This is a genomic window from Buttiauxella gaviniae ATCC 51604 (assembly GCF_001654835.1).
GTDB classification, from domain to species: domain Bacteria; phylum Pseudomonadota; class Gammaproteobacteria; order Enterobacterales; family Enterobacteriaceae; genus Buttiauxella; species Buttiauxella gaviniae.
This window is the reverse complement of sequence record NZ_LXEP01000003.1, coordinates 117,166-132,284: the sequence shown is the minus strand read 5'-3', so window position 1 is coordinate 132,284 and position 15,119 is coordinate 117,166. Positions and strand designations below refer to the sequence as shown.

Sequence of the window (15,119 nt, the reverse complement as noted above, 5' to 3'; positions counted from 1 at the left end):
GAAGGCGATTTTATTACTGGTTGTGTTAAGGAGAGACAACAAATGACGGGAACATCATCACTATTTAGTAGGCATAACCTGGTCGTTATTTCGGATGACGTCAAGTTTAGCGAGGTTCTGAAGAATTGTGCCACCAGGTGCAATGAGGTCATAAGTTTTCGTTTGGGAGAGTTGGCCATTTTTCATAAATCCATTGCTTCACATTTCAGTGGTGTTATTTGTCTCGATATAGATAGTTATTATCTTTCGGAAATCTACGGTGATTTTGCCATTAAATGGATAAGCAACTTATTTCCCAGTGCGATTTTTATGATTTTCACCTCCGGCACTGATAACAGTGGGATTATGGGTGTCAGATATTATCACAAGTGTCTGGAAGAAAAAGCACTGCTCGATTGTATAAAACAAGAAGTCAGGTTCTGTAAACGAGATGGGCAGCATTTTTCCCTGACGCCTCAGGAAAAGAATGTTCTGATGGCTTTATCCCTGGGAGAGACGATTAAAACCATCGCAGCTAACTCACAGCGTAGTATTAAAACTATCTACTCGCAGAAATCATATGCACTAAAAAAGCTCAATGTTCATAAAACAGAACTGTTCAGTAATCTATTGGGGCGCTTTGGTTATCATCAAATTTAAAACGGTTAACACACCCATTGCATTGGGTTGCACCATGGTTAAAAGTTGCCTTACTTTACCTTACTGGCTAACCTGTTGTTTTATATAATTAAAAAATTATTATGGTGTGGTTTATTCAGTGAAAGTGAGTGTTGTTTTTTTCCGTTAAACACTATTATGAACCTCGTCGATTGAGCGAGCTATTCAATGAGGTGTGCGAATAACGCGCTAACAAGATTAGAAATTATTTATATTGGTTGGTTAACGCTGTAAATAATCGCCATGTTGAAGGGAATTGAACTTAATGAAAAAAATCGCTTTGCTACTAACCGGGGTTATATTGCCTGTCATTGGTTACACGGCAGCACCAGAAATTAGTGTGGGCATGATGCAGGATTACATCGATGCGGACAAAAGTAGTTTTGTAAAACGTATTCGCAACGATGGTGATGCCACGGCTTTTGTTAAGGTTGATGTCAGCGAGATCGTTCCAGGAAACAAAAGCGAAAGCAACGAAAAGCCAGCGATGGATATTAACCAGGTGAAATCATCGGGTGGGCATACGCTCATAGCCAGCCCAGCACGTTTGATTATTCCGGCGAAAAGTATGCAAACCGTGCGTTTACTTGTGATGGGTGATCGACAGCAAGAACGCTATTACCGGGTGAGATATATTCCGGTAATGCCAGACAGTAAAGGTGGTTTTAATGTTTCGCAAAAAGAAGTCAGTGATTACGGCGCAACGCTGAGTGCTGGCGTCAATATACTCGCAGGTTACGGCACTATTGTTTATGTACGCCCAGGTAAAGTTAGTTTTAATACTGATATTACGCAGAATGAAAGTGGCATGACGGTGCGTAATAACGGAAACAGTGTGATCTTTTTAGACCACTTCAAAACTTGTGATAGCAACGGAAAGAATTGTGATGTCACGGCAAAGCACCACATATTACCGGGAGCCAGTCGTGACTTTACGAAAAAAGCAGGACAGGTTTTTCATTTTCAGTTGATTGAAGGTGACAAAACCAAGAGATATTAACTTTTTATTAACCTCAACTTTATTAATTGGATTTAAATTTATGAAAAAGTTTATTGCGCTGGCACCACTGGCGTTGGTTTTGGCTTCTGCAAGTGCACTGGCTGCGGACCCAATTGCTCACCAAATGACCGTGACCGCTACTGTTCCGACTGATGATTTCTACGTTACGCCAGCAGGCGGTGGTAACTGGATGAACGACCCTCAGAACCTGGATTACAACGCGCAGACCAAAACGCTGGCAACCTTCGTCCGTCAACTGGATATGAAGAGCACCACTGGGCCGATTACTGCAAAACTGACATCCCCGGTTGAAATCAGCAATGGTACTCCAGCGGAAAATATCGGTCTGAGCGTACTGGTAAATAACGTAGCGTTGTCCACGACGAGTGCTGAAGTTCTGAGTGCAACGCTTTCGGCCACTGGTCAGACAGTGCCATTCCAGGTCCGTGCTGCCGATGCACCTGCGGGTGGTTATGCACCGGGTAGCTACACCGGCCTGGTTGGTATGCTGTTTGAGACTACCCCGTAATTAATTAGCAGTATCTCTTTTTATCTCTTGTGCCTGCCGTCGCGTGGGCACAAGAGATACCCCCGCATTAAATGGCTGATTATGAATATCCGATGTTATTTTCCGCAAAACGTGTTGGCAGGCAGTATCGCTTTAGCGCTTTTAAGTGTCGGTTCTGCCCATGCAACACCAGTGACTACCACTAGTTTATTGCAACAAACTGAACAACTGCCCACTGGGTTTGCCGAGCACTTTTTCGACGTGCCTCTGGCTGTGCGAGTCGAGCTCAACGGGCAGTTGCTTGGGGAAGCGATGATCACGCTCTCACGTGATGAGCGGGTCCGGTTGTTGGAATTTACCCACAACATGGATGTACAGGGTCATATGTTGCAGCGCCAGCAGCAGTGGGCTCAAATCCTGCAAACAGAACGCAAGCTGGGGGATTGCAGCGCTGACTGTCCAGAAAAACTGCTGGCAATTCAGTACAGCATCGAAAACTCACAGCTTTCGATAGTCACCGCAGATGCTGAAACCATTAGTGGAGAAGCGAAATATTACCTGCTGCCAGAAGAAAGCGGGCTGGGCCTGATTATGCGCAACCAGCTTAACCTGGTGAACGACGGTGAAGGGGGCACTTCTGGTAATTACTGGCTGGATACCATCGCAAGCCTCGGGACATGGAGCGCACAAAGTGGCTGGCAAATGGCGAAAAGCAATGGCTACTACGATGAAATGCATTACAGCATGCAGCATTTGTACGCCCAGCGCGAATATGAAGGGCATTTTTTACGCCTTGGCTATTTTACCCCCGACAGCAACAACATCAGCTTGCAGCCGATTACCATGGGTGGACGCCCGGACACCACCATTGGCGTGATGTTTGGCAGTTCCGATACGCTGGCTATCAGTAACGACCGCCCGAGTTCAACACCGATTTACGTGACGGTAAACCGCCCGGGAATCGTCGAAATTTACCGTAACCAGCAGCTAATCAACAGCCAGCCTGTTCAGCCGGGGCTGCAGACTATTGATACGCGCACTCTACCGGGGGGGATTTACCCGGTTGAAGTCCGGTTGGTGGAAGATGGGGATGTGACTTATCGCGGCGATGAAACCATCTATAAGCCAGAGAACTGGACCGACCCGACCAACCGCTGGCGCTATAACCTGTATGCCGGGAAATCAACTCAGCTGATTAGCAACTGGGAAAAGCAGGATGAAGGCAAGCTCAATGCTGGCGTGATGCTTAACTATTTGCTTAATCCGCGTCTGGTTAGCGGCCTTTCTGTGCAGCAGGTTCAGGGCAATATGCAATATGGCACCACCCTTGACTGGCGTATCAGCGACAGTGTCAGTATCTATAACAACCTCTCCTGGGCGCAAAATTACGGGCAAGGGGTCGATGTGCAGGGAATTTATAATTATGGGAGCGGCAGCCTGGTCCTCAGTCATAACCAGTCCTGGCTGGATACCCGCACCCGTTACGGAAGCTACAAAGGGGAGACCCGCACCAGTTCAGCAAACCTGCAACACCGCTTGTCGCAGAAAAATAGTCTGACCAGCCGTGTCAGCAACAGCAGCGGTAACAGTAATGGTACCGGGGTGGATATTGGCTGGCAGCATAATGGCGAATTGTTTAGCAACAACGCCTTATGGCGCGTGTCGCTGTTTGACCGTCCAGGGAGTTACAGTAGTGGTAACAGCCGCAACCGTGGCATTGATATTAACCTTAGCTGGAGCCTCAGTTCCAAATCGGGCAGTGTCAATGCGCGCCTTGGTAGCCGAACCGCACGTGATGGTGGCCGCGACAATAACGCCTCTCTGGGCTGGCAGCAGGATTATGACGAAGGCTTTGTGCGTAACCTGAACACTACGCTAACCGCAGACCGTTATGGCATGGGTCTCGACGTAGGTGCAGGTTTCCAGAACAGCTTACTGCGCGGCGATACCTATGCCCAGAAATCCAGTTACAGCTCAGGGATTAGTGGTGGGATTAACCTTGAAAGCACCGTTGCAATGGGGCGCAGTAAGCTTGCGGCCAGCGGTGAGTCGCACTATAGCGGTGCGGGTATGATTATAGATGTTGAATCTGATGTGCCGGGAGTGCATTTGCGTGCAGAAGAATTAAACGGTGGTAGTACGCCTCTGCGCCCGGGGCGTAACTTTATCCCGGTTGAGCCGTATAAAACCGGGCATCTGCAGTTCGATTTAGAAAAAGACGATCATGCGGTCACCATTAAGCCGCAAAGCACCAGCTACCAGCTTAACCGTGGTGGTGTGGAGTACCGTAAAATCCAGGTGATGAAAACTGTCACGGTGATTGGTCGTGTACTGGATGCCAGCGGTGAGCCGATACGCGGTGGTCAGGTAGTTAACCACGCCAGCCGCAGCGTGACCGAACACGGTGGTTTTTTCGCCGTTGAAATGAATGCCTCATCACCTACGCTGGCTATTCACCATAATGATAAACAACTGTGTGAATTAACGCTGGATATTAACGCCCATCCGCAGGAAAACAATGCGTTGATGGTGGGTGATATTCAGTGCGCGAAAAGTTAAATGTTTGCCTGATGCTATTTTTAATGACTTATGGTTGGGATTATGAATTTTTACCTTAAATGCAATGTTGTTGTTTTTATTATTTTCAATGTTTTTCTGTCAATTAAAACACATGCTTCCGGTTTAAAAGGGTATTATATTATTGGTCAGAGTTCCAGTGTGATGGTCGAAGGGGAGTATGAAGTTAATATTGATGTTAAAAAAGATTTCACAGCAGGCGATGAGGGGCAGGTGTTGTTTAGAACACAAGTTCCACGTACGACAGTAATATTAACCAATGAAAGTGGGGATATCATATCATTATCAACAAGATCTGATGTATTATGGACGTTGGACGCTACTTATTCAAATCTCGGAACACAATACCCTTTTAGTAGTGGAACCTGCCATAATAAAGGTGGTCAATATAGCATAACTAGTTTTTCACTGCAGTTTGAATTTAATGGAACATGCTACTATTACAATACTCGTGGTGCTGATAGAATTTCATACAATAAAATTAGCACGGCAAGTGATCCAGTATTAAAACATTGGGATGTTGTGTCACCGATTACCTCCCCAGGTATTTATCGAGGGAGTGTTGCGTATAATTTGGGGCCTGGCAAAAATTTTGATATGGGGCCGGAGGCCATTTATAACACCGACAGAATAGAAATACCCATCGAGGTACATGTTTCTAACCTGCCACTAAAAGTGACATTTCCACCAGGCGCACAACATGCAGTATTAGCGCCTCAGGATGGCTGGAGTAGCTGGGTTGGCCGTGGTTTAACTCCATCACGCATTTACCGCGACATCCCTTTTAAAGTCAGTGCTCAGGGGTGGGTCAGCGTAAGGTTGGAGGAGTGCACCTACTATACAGGAAGAACTTGTCAAATTTCTGATGGTAGCGGGGGATTGGCTAGACTAAATGTAAAAATGACATTACCCGAACCGTGGAAAGGAGTAGATAATGCTAATATTATTTATATGTCTAGTCCCTCATATATATCGTTAACTCGTTTTTTCTCAGGATTGTCACCAGCCACCTCCAGAGGAAAATTAACGGTTGAAGTTTCGGGCGCAGAGTTAAATAAAATGATGGCATTGCCTGGTTCTGAATGGTCCGGGAATATTACTGTGGTATTTGAAACAATGATATAGAAGCGTTTTTTAAACCTGGCGTTATGAAATAATGAGTAGTGTTATCTATTATAAGGTATGGTTGGTGAGTGTGTGTGGGATAATTCATGCCTCAGGTTATCTATGGTTAAAGTAGTTTTAAACAGCACGATCCTTTTTGATGAGGATCTACACTGCTTATCTCAGGTAAATGATGGAAATAATTTCATTATATTAGGTGCGACCACCAGTCGCTGCCTCGCCCTGTTTATTGCACATCAGGGTGAGGTGCTCTGTAAAAAAAATCTGCTGCATGATGGCTGGGGGAAGTTTGGTACGGTGGTGTCGGAAGGCAGTTTATGGCAGATGATTTCTCAACTGCGTAAGGCCTTTGAGCATTTTAATCTTGATGGTGGGCTAATTATTACCATGCCACGTGTTGGCTATAAACTTTCCACGGCACTGGTTATTGAACCTGAAGAAAAACTGAGGCAGGTAATAACGTTACCGGCCGCTACAGAGTTGTTAACTTTACACTCCCTGGCCCCGGTGGCGCGTTTACCTGCCCGCTGGTTAACAGTATGGCTGCCATTACTGTTACTTAATCTTTTATTATTGGCGCTAATTTATCGGAATCAGAGTGGCCCAGTCCCGTTACCGGCAATGCAATCTGGCTGGCATTTTTCCCATCAGGCACAGGACACAGCAATCTATGTGCAAAACCCGGACTCCTCGGCGCATGATATCAACCAACGTGTTATCACTCTTATGCCCGACGGCACCCCAGCAAAATATGTTTACATCAACCACAGTGCTGAACAAACTCTGAAGAGTTATTTTTTATGTCGGCGGGAAATAAAAGAGCAGGATAATGGCTGCATTACATCAATTATGGTTGGTGATTCGAGTGGTTAAATGAACAAAAAAATACTGGCGAGCGTATTCGTCACATTAAATGTTGCGCCCTGGTTGGCGCTCTTTTCATATCCAGCTAAAACCGGGCTGGAACTCTATTGCTCGGTGCCCTTTGAAATAAAAATTGTAAAGCAGCAATCCATTACCTTACAAGGAACGATTAAAACTCACTATTATCCCGACCGAACAGCGATCAGTTTTATTAGTGGGGGTTTAGTACAGACTGCAACACAACTTAGTGGAGAAAAACACTGGCGAATTAACCGACGTGCCGAACTAAACTATCATCTGGCTGAAGGATATTTGCATTCGTTGACCCAGCAAGTACACCCTGCGTTTGGCGACAATCTCCCTCAGCCATTAGCTGAAACATATTTATTCCCTACCTATAAAAAACAGCACCGTGACTATTACCAGTTGGCTCGACTGGACAACAATGATGTCATCGTCAGCATGGCAGGTATGCCTCGCCTTTATTGTCATAGCCAGTAATCTACCCGCCCCCTAATTTCTACCTGACCTGAATGGTTCTTACTCCTTCATAAAGCACTTAAGACTGCAAAGTAATACATTGATAATAAACGGATTATATGCAGTAAGGTTAAATCAGGTTATTTGCGTGGGAATTTTCCTGGACGATAGGTAAATTTCTCACACTTTCAAACGAGAGGGGAAAGCTGGAACGCACTATTGTGGCTTCGGATATTCACCGCCTCAACTCAGTTGAAAGTACTCAATCAGGCGAGAAGGGATAATCCATAGCCTCATATCAGTATTGGTGAAGATTAATGAGTAACACGCAGAGTAAATTATCAAAGACGCGTCCACCACGGGTGCAAATAAGCTACGACGTCGAAACTGGCGGTTCGCAGGAAAGTAAAGAGTTGCCACTGGTAATTGGTGTGATGGGTGAATTCACCCAAAGTGAAGATGAACTTCGCGACCGCCAGTTCATTAAAATTGATAAAGACAATTTTAATGAAGTTATGGAAGGCATGGCACCGAAAGTTGAATTGTTAGTTGACAGTGCCTTGCCAGAAAATGAAGGCAAGCTGGCTGTTGAGCTGAAATTTAATTCCCTGGATGATTTTACTCCAGACAATATTGTCGCGCAGGTTGAACCGCTGCGTAAATTACTTGAACTGCGAGAGCAATTGAGTGATTTGCGCAATCGAACGGCCAGTAACGATCGCCTGAAAGAGCAACTTATCGAAATGCTCAGTCAGCAGAATGCCAAAGGAGCCACGGAATGAGCGATATGACCGTGACGCCAGCCGCGGCGCAATCCGATACTGAACTGGATTACCTGGACGATATTATCAATAACACCCAGGCGATTCGTAAAGAAGCAGACCGTCCTAAGGTGAAAAGCCAACTGGACAGCTTCCTTGCGCAGGTTGCTACCGGTGCTGTCGTCATTTCACACGATTTGGTAGGCAGCATTGAACAGCGTATTGCCGCTATTGATGAACTACTGTCAAAGCAGGTTAGCCACATTATGCACGCGGCGGAGTTCCAGAAAATGGAGTCCTCCTGGCGTGGCCTGCATAAGCTGGTGCAAAGCAGCGTGACTGAAAACACCCATGTCCGCATGTTTAATTGCACCAAAAAAGAGCTGCTCAAGGACTTTAAATCAGCCTCTGATTTCGACCAGTCTGTACTGTTTAAAGCCATCTATGAAAGCGAGTACGGCACCTTTGGTGGCCTACCTTACTCTGCCTTTGTCGGTGATTTCGAATTTGATAACACCGCTGAAGACATCATGCTGCTCGAGCAAATTTCTCACGTTGCCGCCGCTGCGCACGCACCATTCCTGAGTGCTGCAAACCCGGGCATGTTCGCCATGAATAGTTTTGGTGAAATGCCGCGTCCACGTGATTTGGGCAAACTTTTTGATACCTCCGACTATGCACGCTGGAAGTCATTCCGTGCGACAGACGATGCTCGCTATGTGGGCCTGACTTTGCCGCGAGTCATTGGTCGCCTGCCATACGGTGCGAAGACGATTTCTGTCGAAAGCTTCAACTTTGAAGAAAGCCATAACGAGCAGGATGTTAACGAAAGTTATCTTTGGGTGAATGCGGCCTACGAGCTTGCAGGCCGCATGGTGGAAGCCTTTGAAGAGTTCGGCTGGTGTGCTGCCATCCGCGGCGTAGAAGGTGGTGGTTTAGTGAAATCTCTGCCTGCTCATAGCTATGCCGCCAGCAGTGGCGAAAACGTGTTGCAGTGCCCAACCGAAGTGGCGATCTCTGACCGTCGCGAAAAAGAACTGGCCGATCTGGGCTTCATTCCGCTGGTGTATTGCAATGGGACCGACTATGCCGCGTTCTTTGCCGTGCAGTCGGTGAACAAGCCGCGTAAATACGATTCAGATTTGGCTAACGCTAATGCGCGTCTTTCCAGCCAGCTGCAATACATCATGACGACTTCGCGGTTCGCCCATTATCTGAAGGCGATTGTGCGCGACAAGGTGGGCAGCTTTATGTCCAAAGATGAGTGCCAACGCTATCTGCAAAAGTGGATTAGCCAGTATGTCACCGCCTCTGATGATGTGGGCCCGGCCACCAAAGCTAAAAAGCCATTACGTGAAGCGCGTGTGGACGTTTTTGAAGTCCCAGGGGCTCCGGGGAATTACCGCGCTGTCGCCTATTTAAAACCGCATTTCCAACTGGAAGGGTTAACCCTTTCTCTGCGCCTGGTCGCAGAACTTCCTGCATCAACTGGTGCTTAATTAAGTTAAAACATGGAGTTTTAAAATATGTCAACGAACACCCTTTTCCTTCACATCAAAGGTTTTACTGGCGATAAACCACCTACGGATATTAAAGAGTGGATCCCACTGGAAGAGACGTCAATGCAGGTTTTCAGCTCTGCAAAAATTGATGGAAGCAGCGGCAAAATCAGCAACGATGGCGCACCTCATTTTGAAAACATTCCAATGAGAAAGCACCTTGACGAGCGTACGCCTAAGCTCACCACTAAAGTTGCTGAAGCAACGGAAGTGGAAGAAGTCGTTATTAAGCTGATGACGAAACTGGGTAGCGATGACAAAGAACTGGTTCGCTGGACGTTCACCAAGTGTCTGTTCGTGGCTCAGGCAATCACTGCCTCTAATAATGGTGGTGTGCCAATCGAAGAGTTAAATATGGCCTACGATACGGTTAACTATAAAGTTGCTGTGCCGGTTGACCCGAAAACCAATAAAGAAGGTGAGATGTCCTGGAGTAATATCGAGAACACCAAGCTTTAATTACTGGTGTGGGATGGCGCATCTTGGTGCGCCATTCTTCCAGGCAAATGATGAAAAGTTCATTACTACAGCGACTGGCTGATGATACGCCAGATAACCCTGATGCAGAATGGGAATTAAAAAGTGGCTGGATTTTTGATGAGCTGCGGATGCTTTTTGATTCACGTCCAAGAATCCCAGGATTAGAAACTAATAACAATGTTAATTATACGGTTATTAATTATGGTCTTGAAGAAGGGTTTTATCAGCAAGATCCGTTAATTTCGCGAGCAGAAATAATGCGCGAACGGATTACTAATTTACTGCAACGTTTTGAACCCCGTCTCACCGATGTGAGCGTGAATTTATATCAACCGAATTTACCGCGCGTGGAGTTTGTTATTCAGGCGCAGTGGAATACGCAATCACTCAGCTACAAATTAATCTGGGATGATGCGATGAGTACCTTTTATTTAAACGAGCAAGTGTAGCTATTATTATGATGAAAAAATTGCTTTCCTATTATCAGAAAGAATTAAGCACTCTGCATCAGCATGGTAAAGCTTTCGCACACCTGTTTCCTAAAGTTGCTCGTCGCTTAGGTTTCTCTGAAGGGCGTACTGAAGATCCGCATATCGAGCGGATGATTGAATCGTTCGCGCTGCTGACGGCACAAATCCATCAACGGCTGGATGACGATATGCAGCAGGTGACCAGCGGGTTAATGCAAACCCTGGCCCCGCAACTGCTGCGCACCTTTCCCTCAGCCTGCATTGTTCAGCTAACGCCACAGCGTAAAGCCAGTGGGATGACGGCCAAAAAGCAACTGGCGGCCGGTCTCGGGTTGACCACAAAACCCATTGACGGCCAGCCGTGCCGTTTCGAAACCCTGTATCCGCTCACATTGTGGCCTGCATCGCTGGACAATTTTAGTCTCGCGCTCGACGCAGACCAGATGTACTGGTGCTTGCAACTGCATTTCTCAGTCTGGTCTGGAGCAAAGGTCGAAGACCAGCGATTGCGCCTTCACCTGCACGGTAGTGCAAACCAGGTCAATACGTTGTATGCGTTAATCGGCTCGCAAGTGAAACAGCTCACCCTGGTGCAGGATGAACAGGCGCATGATCTGCCGGTTAAAATGATTGGCGAAGTCGGGTTTGCCGCCGGGGAGGAGCTTTACAACCGTGATGCACGGGTTGCGGCTACCCACAGCCTGATGCATGACTATTTACTGTTCTCGCAGAAGTTCCATTTTATTGATCTGCCATTACCGGAAGGCTTTTCTGCATCTGGCGGCAGCCAGTTTAGTTACCGTATTGTGTTTAACCGTTGCTCGCTTGCGCGCCAACTCGATAACCTGGCATTGATGCTCGACCCTGGTTTCTTCCGGCTTAATTGTACGCCCGCGATCAACCTCTACACGCGACGTGCGGAACCTATCAACCTGAACGCGCAAATTGCCGAGTATCCGGTGGTGGCGGACGTGCGTGCGCAACAGAATGTGGAAGTCTGGTCAATCAATCGGGTTAGGATCCAGCGTACCCGTGAGAATCAAACCCAATCGTTGAATGTCTATTCATTGCTGGGGCTGGACGAGGCGGGCATTGATGAACAAAACGGCCTGTTCTGGCAGCAACTACAGCGCGAAGAGGTTGCGGACAACCAGGTGCGCCATCAAAGCGTGATTGCGTTTGCCGACAGGCAAGGCGAGAGCCTGCTTCCGGAAGGTGATGTGGTTCAACTGGATGTAACCTGTCATAACGGATCTCTGCCGACACGCATGCTTAATGGCGATCCACAAGGTGATTTTGAAGCAGATCTACCGTTGGCTGGGATCATTATTAACGCCATCACCCGCCCAACCGAACCGCAATCACCGCCGGGAAATAGCCCGTCACGCTGGCGCCTTATTTCGCAGTTAACGCTCAACCACGTGTTGCTCAGCGGTCCGCAGGGCTGCCAGGTGCTGAAAGAGACGTTGGCGCTGTACAACTTCACGAACAACAACGCATTCAGCCGCCTGGTGGCGATGATTCAGGAACTGCACGTGACGCCTGTTAACACGCGGCTGGTCTCAGGCGACCCACATTCGCTGGCGCGTGGGGTGGAAATCACCCTGACTTTTTCCCCGGATGCGCAGCACGAAAGCGAATATTTTTTACTGTGCCGTTTCCTCGACCGCTTTCTCGGATTGTATGCGCCGGTTAACAGCTTCTCTCGCCTTGTGACGCAAATTGACCGTGATGCCCAGACGCGAAATCTGTGGCCCATTCGCGCCGGGAGGTTGTCATGGATTTAAGTCGCGGCGGAAATCGTCTCAATTTTTACCAGCAGGTGCGTTTGTTGCTCCAGGCTGTGTCGTGCCAGCACTCCGGTGATAAAGAGCAGCTATTGGATGAAGCCATCCGTTTTGTTTCGCCTTTATCGCTGGACGCCCCGAAGGGAGATGTCGGGGAAATTTCCCGTACTGATGATGGGCGCTGGCAGGTGGAAGTGTGGGCACAAGGGTTAACCGGTGCGCTGGGTGCCTTACCTGCGGTGTATACCGAATGGTTGATTGAACGTTATTACCGTTATGGCGATCGCGCAGGAAAAGCCTTTTTCGATATTTTCACCCATCGCCTGCAGTGTCTGCGTTATCTGGCCTGGGAAAAATATCACTATTACGCCCGTGCCGAACTACGCGACGAGATGCCGCTTGCCCAGGCAACACAAGCACTGTGCGGAGTGCTGCACGAATCTTCGGCATTTTCTGACGGTCGCTATGCTTCGTTGCTTGCACCGGCAGTGCGCTCGATGGTGAATCTGGAAACGTTGTTGGGCCACGCTTTTGCCGCCCCAATGAGCATTACGCCATTTAGTCGCCATTGGCAGCAAACCGATGCCGTCTGGTGTTGCCAACTGGGTGCATCCGCCCAGCCGTTGAGTAATGCACCCATGCTGGGGCGAGTCCGCTGGGAGCATCAGAGCCGTTTTCTGCTCACGATTGGCCCATTGCCTCAATTGCAGGCGCTGCGTTTTTTTCCTGGTGAAAATGACTTTGCGCATTTGTGCCGCAGGCTTCGCGAATACCTCGGGCCGGGGCTGGATTTTGATATTGAACTGCAAATCGATAACCACTCTTCAGCCGCGAAACCTCTGGCTGAAAGCCAGCTAGGCCGGGATGCCTGCCTGGGCAGCGATTTGACACGTCCCGCGCGCAGTCTGCGTTTATCTAAGGAGTTAACTGAATGTCGGTATTAATGAATCAGGAAAGCCGGTTTATCGGCTGGACAGGTGACTGTGCGAAAGCGTGGGTGCTGTTATCACTTGAAGGTGAAGAGGCGGTCTCATCGCCATATCGCTGGCTCGCGCGTTTTACTACCGCCAACGGCGCTGATGCAACATCGTGGCTGGGCAAGGAAGTCGCCTGCCGTATTGGTGAGGGTGAACAGCAACGTTGGGTGCATGGTGTGGTGATGCAGCTTGAACAGGATCATCACCGGGATGGTCTGGATTACTACCATGCAGTCATCGAGCCGCGCCTGGTTTTGACACGGTTACGTAAAAATCTGCGAGTATTCCAGCGCACTACGGTGCCGGATCTGGTTCTGGCTTTACTCAAAGAGCATGACGTCACCGACGTTAAGCTTAGCCTGAGCGGTGATTATCAGGAGCAGGAATACTTTATTCAGTATTGCGAGAGTGATTTTGATTTTATTTCACGTCTGCTGGAAAACGCCGGGATCAGCTATTTCTTCACCCACCGTGAAGATAAGCATGAAATGGTATTGGCTGACCACGATAAGGCATGGACCGCATCGAAAATTGCTTCATTACCGTTTCACCCAACCAGCGGCACCCAGGACCATGTTGGCGTCCTGAGCTGGATGGTCAATAACCAGCTCATCGCCAGTACAGCCGACAATCTGAATGACTTCGGCTGCGCAAACGTAGCGCAACTGCACCACCTTGAGGCTAACGGGGAGAAAGATGGCGAGCGTCAATCGGCCTGTAGCGAAATACGTCAGCAGCGCAGTGAGCTGGGTAGTCAGCGTTATCGCGCGCAGATGAATGCTTTTTGGTTAAGTGCGGGTGAAAGTTTTGAATTGACGGCGCATCCGTCTGCCAATGCCAAATATGCCATCAGCAAACTGTCTTTAAGCGTGCAAAGTAACCTCGAATCGGCGAACGGCTATTCCTGTACGGTGGCGTGCTGGCCTCTGGCTCAGCCCTTCCGACCTGAACGTGTGACACCTGTTCCGAGCATTGCCGGCATGTTGACTGCGACCGTAGTCGGGCCTGATTCCGAAGAGATTCATACCGACGAATTTGGTCGCATCAAAATCCAGTTCCCGTGGGATGAAGAAAACAAAAAAGATGACAGTAGTTCTTGCTGGATCCGCGTCGCGCAACCCTGGGCTGGCAACAAATTTGGCGCACTGTTTTTACCGCGTATCGGCAGCGAAGTACTGGTGAGTTTTATTCAGGGGCATCCTGATCACCCGGTGGTGACCGGTTCGGTCTACAGCAATGAGAACCCTTCGCCGATGACCTTACCGGATGACAAAAATCATACGGGTTTTGTCTCGCGCAGCACCTTAGACGGTGAGGTAACCGATGGCCATCGTATTGTCTTTGATGACAAAAAAGATGAAGAGAAGCTGATTGTCGGTTCGCAAAAAGATCTGCTGCTAACGGTGAATAACGATGCGCAAATCACCATCGCTGCTAACCGCACCAGCGAATTAACCGAAGGTAACGATCTGCTGACACTCAAAAAAGGCAACAGTGAACTCACGCTTGAGCAGGGCAACTTCGCGCAGAACCTGAAAAAGGGAGCTTACAGCGTCACGCTTGATGACGGGGATTACGGTCTGACGCTCAAAGGCAATCAGACCATTAAGGTTGATGGCGGGGAGCAGAAAACCACGATTTCCGGCGGTGGCAGCCTGTTAAAAGCCGATAAGGCCTGCGTCATAGAGTCCAGCAAGGAGATTGTTTTTAAGGTCGGAGGCAATGAAATCGCCATAACTTCATCGGGCATCACGCTTAAAGGCACGAAGATCACGATTGAAGGGCAGGCGGATGTTGCCGTTAAAGGGGCGAAAGTCGATTTGAAGGGCAGCGCCATGGTGACCATTGACGGCGGCCTTATCAAGCTGGGTTAA

The 15,119-nt window shown here is 48.3% G+C and carries 14 protein-coding genes; all 14 read left to right on the top strand.

Going from position 1 to position 15,119, the window contains the following annotated elements:
• The first annotated feature begins 42 nt into the window (after positions 1-42).
• The 14 genes from M977_RS01020 to M977_RS00955 all read left to right on the top strand — a co-directional run bounded on the left by M977_RS01020 (position 43) and on the right by M977_RS00955 (position 15,119).
• A complete protein-coding gene (locus tag M977_RS01020) occupies positions 43-639 on the top strand; it encodes a helix-turn-helix transcriptional regulator (RefSeq protein WP_064511694.1) in 597 nt (198 codons plus the stop codon).
• Positions 640-922: 283 nt separating this feature from the next.
• On the top strand, positions 923-1,657 hold the full coding sequence (locus M977_RS01015; RefSeq protein WP_064511693.1) for a fimbrial biogenesis chaperone: 735 nt from the start codon (positions 923-925) through the stop codon (positions 1,655-1,657).
• Between the two features lie 40 nt (positions 1,658-1,697).
• Positions 1,698-2,186 carry a CS1 type fimbrial major subunit gene (locus M977_RS01010; protein ID WP_064511692.1) on the top strand — a complete coding sequence of 163 codons (489 nt, stop codon included), beginning with the start codon at positions 1,698-1,700 and terminating at the stop codon, positions 2,184-2,186.
• An 81-nt stretch (positions 2,187-2,267) separates the two neighbouring features.
• Complete coding sequence (locus tag M977_RS01005) at positions 2,268-4,724, top strand: TcfC E-set like domain-containing protein (RefSeq protein ID WP_064511691.1); 2,457 nt, start codon at positions 2,268-2,270, stop codon at positions 4,722-4,724.
• A gap of 42 nt (positions 4,725-4,766) precedes the next feature.
• Positions 4,767-5,867, top strand: a complete 1,101-nt coding sequence (locus tag M977_RS01000; RefSeq protein ID WP_064511690.1) for a hypothetical protein — start codon at positions 4,767-4,769, stop codon at positions 5,865-5,867.
• Positions 5,868-5,969: 102 nt separating this feature from the next.
• Positions 5,970-6,740, top strand: a complete 771-nt coding sequence (locus M977_RS00995) for a winged helix-turn-helix domain-containing protein (protein WP_064511689.1) — start codon at positions 5,970-5,972, stop codon at positions 6,738-6,740.
• Positions 6,741-7,232 (top strand): hypothetical protein, encoded by a 492-nt coding sequence (locus tag M977_RS00990; protein ID WP_064511688.1) that lies wholly within the window; start codon positions 6,741-6,743, stop codon positions 7,230-7,232. It abuts the gene before it with no gap.
• A gap of 296 nt (positions 7,233-7,528) precedes the next feature.
• On the top strand, positions 7,529-7,993 hold the full coding sequence (gene tssB, locus M977_RS00985; RefSeq protein WP_064511687.1) for a type VI secretion system contractile sheath small subunit: 465 nt from the start codon (positions 7,529-7,531) through the stop codon (positions 7,991-7,993).
• On the top strand, positions 7,990-9,471 hold the full coding sequence (gene tssC / locus M977_RS00980; RefSeq protein ID WP_064511686.1) for a type VI secretion system contractile sheath large subunit: 1,482 nt from the start codon (positions 7,990-7,992) through the stop codon (positions 9,469-9,471). Before tssB ends, tssC begins: the two co-directional genes overlap by 4 nt.
• A gap of 27 nt (positions 9,472-9,498) precedes the next feature.
• Positions 9,499-9,990, top strand: a complete 492-nt coding sequence (locus M977_RS00975; protein WP_064511685.1) for a type VI secretion system tube protein Hcp — start codon at positions 9,499-9,501, stop codon at positions 9,988-9,990.
• A gap of 50 nt (positions 9,991-10,040) precedes the next feature.
• A complete protein-coding gene (locus tag M977_RS00970; protein ID WP_064511684.1) occupies positions 10,041-10,460 on the top strand; it encodes a GPW/gp25 family protein in 420 nt (139 codons plus the stop codon).
• Positions 10,461-10,468: 8 nt separating this feature from the next.
• Positions 10,469-12,268 carry a type VI secretion system baseplate subunit TssF gene (gene tssF / locus M977_RS00965; protein ID WP_245163468.1) on the top strand — a complete coding sequence of 600 codons (1,800 nt, stop codon included), beginning with the start codon at positions 10,469-10,471 and terminating at the stop codon, positions 12,266-12,268.
• Positions 12,259-13,212 (top strand): type VI secretion system baseplate subunit TssG, encoded by a 954-nt coding sequence (tssG, locus tag M977_RS00960; protein ID WP_064511683.1) that lies wholly within the window; start codon positions 12,259-12,261, stop codon positions 13,210-13,212. The genes tssF and tssG overlap by 10 nt, the downstream gene beginning before the upstream one ends.
• The gene (locus M977_RS00955; protein ID WP_064511682.1) at positions 13,200-15,119 is read left to right on the top strand and encodes a type VI secretion system Vgr family protein; all 1,920 of its coding nucleotides are present in this window, start codon (positions 13,200-13,202) and stop codon (positions 15,117-15,119) included. Before tssG ends, M977_RS00955 begins: the two co-directional genes overlap by 13 nt.

Excerpts from the sequence above, each read along its gene's own strand:
- M977_RS01010 (WP_064511692.1), top strand. The coding sequence starts at position 1,698 with ATGAAAAAGTTTATTGCGCTGGCACCACTGGCGTTGGTTTTGGCTTCT.
- tssC (WP_064511686.1), top strand. The coding sequence starts at position 7,990 with ATGAGCGATATGACCGTGACGCCAGCCGCGGCGCAATCCGATACTGAA.
- M977_RS00990 (WP_064511688.1), top strand. The coding sequence starts at position 6,741 with ATGAACAAAAAAATACTGGCGAGCGTATTCGTCACATTAAATGTTGCG.
- M977_RS00975 (WP_064511685.1), top strand. The coding sequence starts at position 9,499 with ATGTCAACGAACACCCTTTTCCTTCACATCAAAGGTTTTACTGGCGAT.
- tssB (WP_064511687.1), top strand. The coding sequence starts at position 7,529 with ATGAGTAACACGCAGAGTAAATTATCAAAGACGCGTCCACCACGGGTG.
- tssG (WP_064511683.1), top strand. The coding sequence starts at position 12,259 with ATGGATTTAAGTCGCGGCGGAAATCGTCTCAATTTTTACCAGCAGGTG.
- M977_RS00955 (WP_064511682.1), top strand. The coding sequence starts at position 13,200 with ATGTCGGTATTAATGAATCAGGAAAGCCGGTTTATCGGCTGGACAGGT.
- M977_RS01000 (WP_064511690.1), top strand. The coding sequence starts at position 4,767 with ATGAATTTTTACCTTAAATGCAATGTTGTTGTTTTTATTATTTTCAAT.
- M977_RS01005 (WP_064511691.1), top strand. The coding sequence starts at position 2,268 with ATGAATATCCGATGTTATTTTCCGCAAAACGTGTTGGCAGGCAGTATC.
- tssF (WP_245163468.1), top strand. The coding sequence starts at position 10,469 with ATGATGAAAAAATTGCTTTCCTATTATCAGAAAGAATTAAGCACTCTG.
- M977_RS01020 (WP_064511694.1), top strand. The coding sequence starts at position 43 with ATGACGGGAACATCATCACTATTTAGTAGGCATAACCTGGTCGTTATT.
- M977_RS01015 (WP_064511693.1), top strand. The coding sequence starts at position 923 with ATGAAAAAAATCGCTTTGCTACTAACCGGGGTTATATTGCCTGTCATT.
- M977_RS00970 (WP_064511684.1), top strand. The coding sequence starts at position 10,041 with ATGAAAAGTTCATTACTACAGCGACTGGCTGATGATACGCCAGATAAC.
- M977_RS00995 (WP_064511689.1), top strand. The coding sequence starts at position 5,970 with ATGGTTAAAGTAGTTTTAAACAGCACGATCCTTTTTGATGAGGATCTA.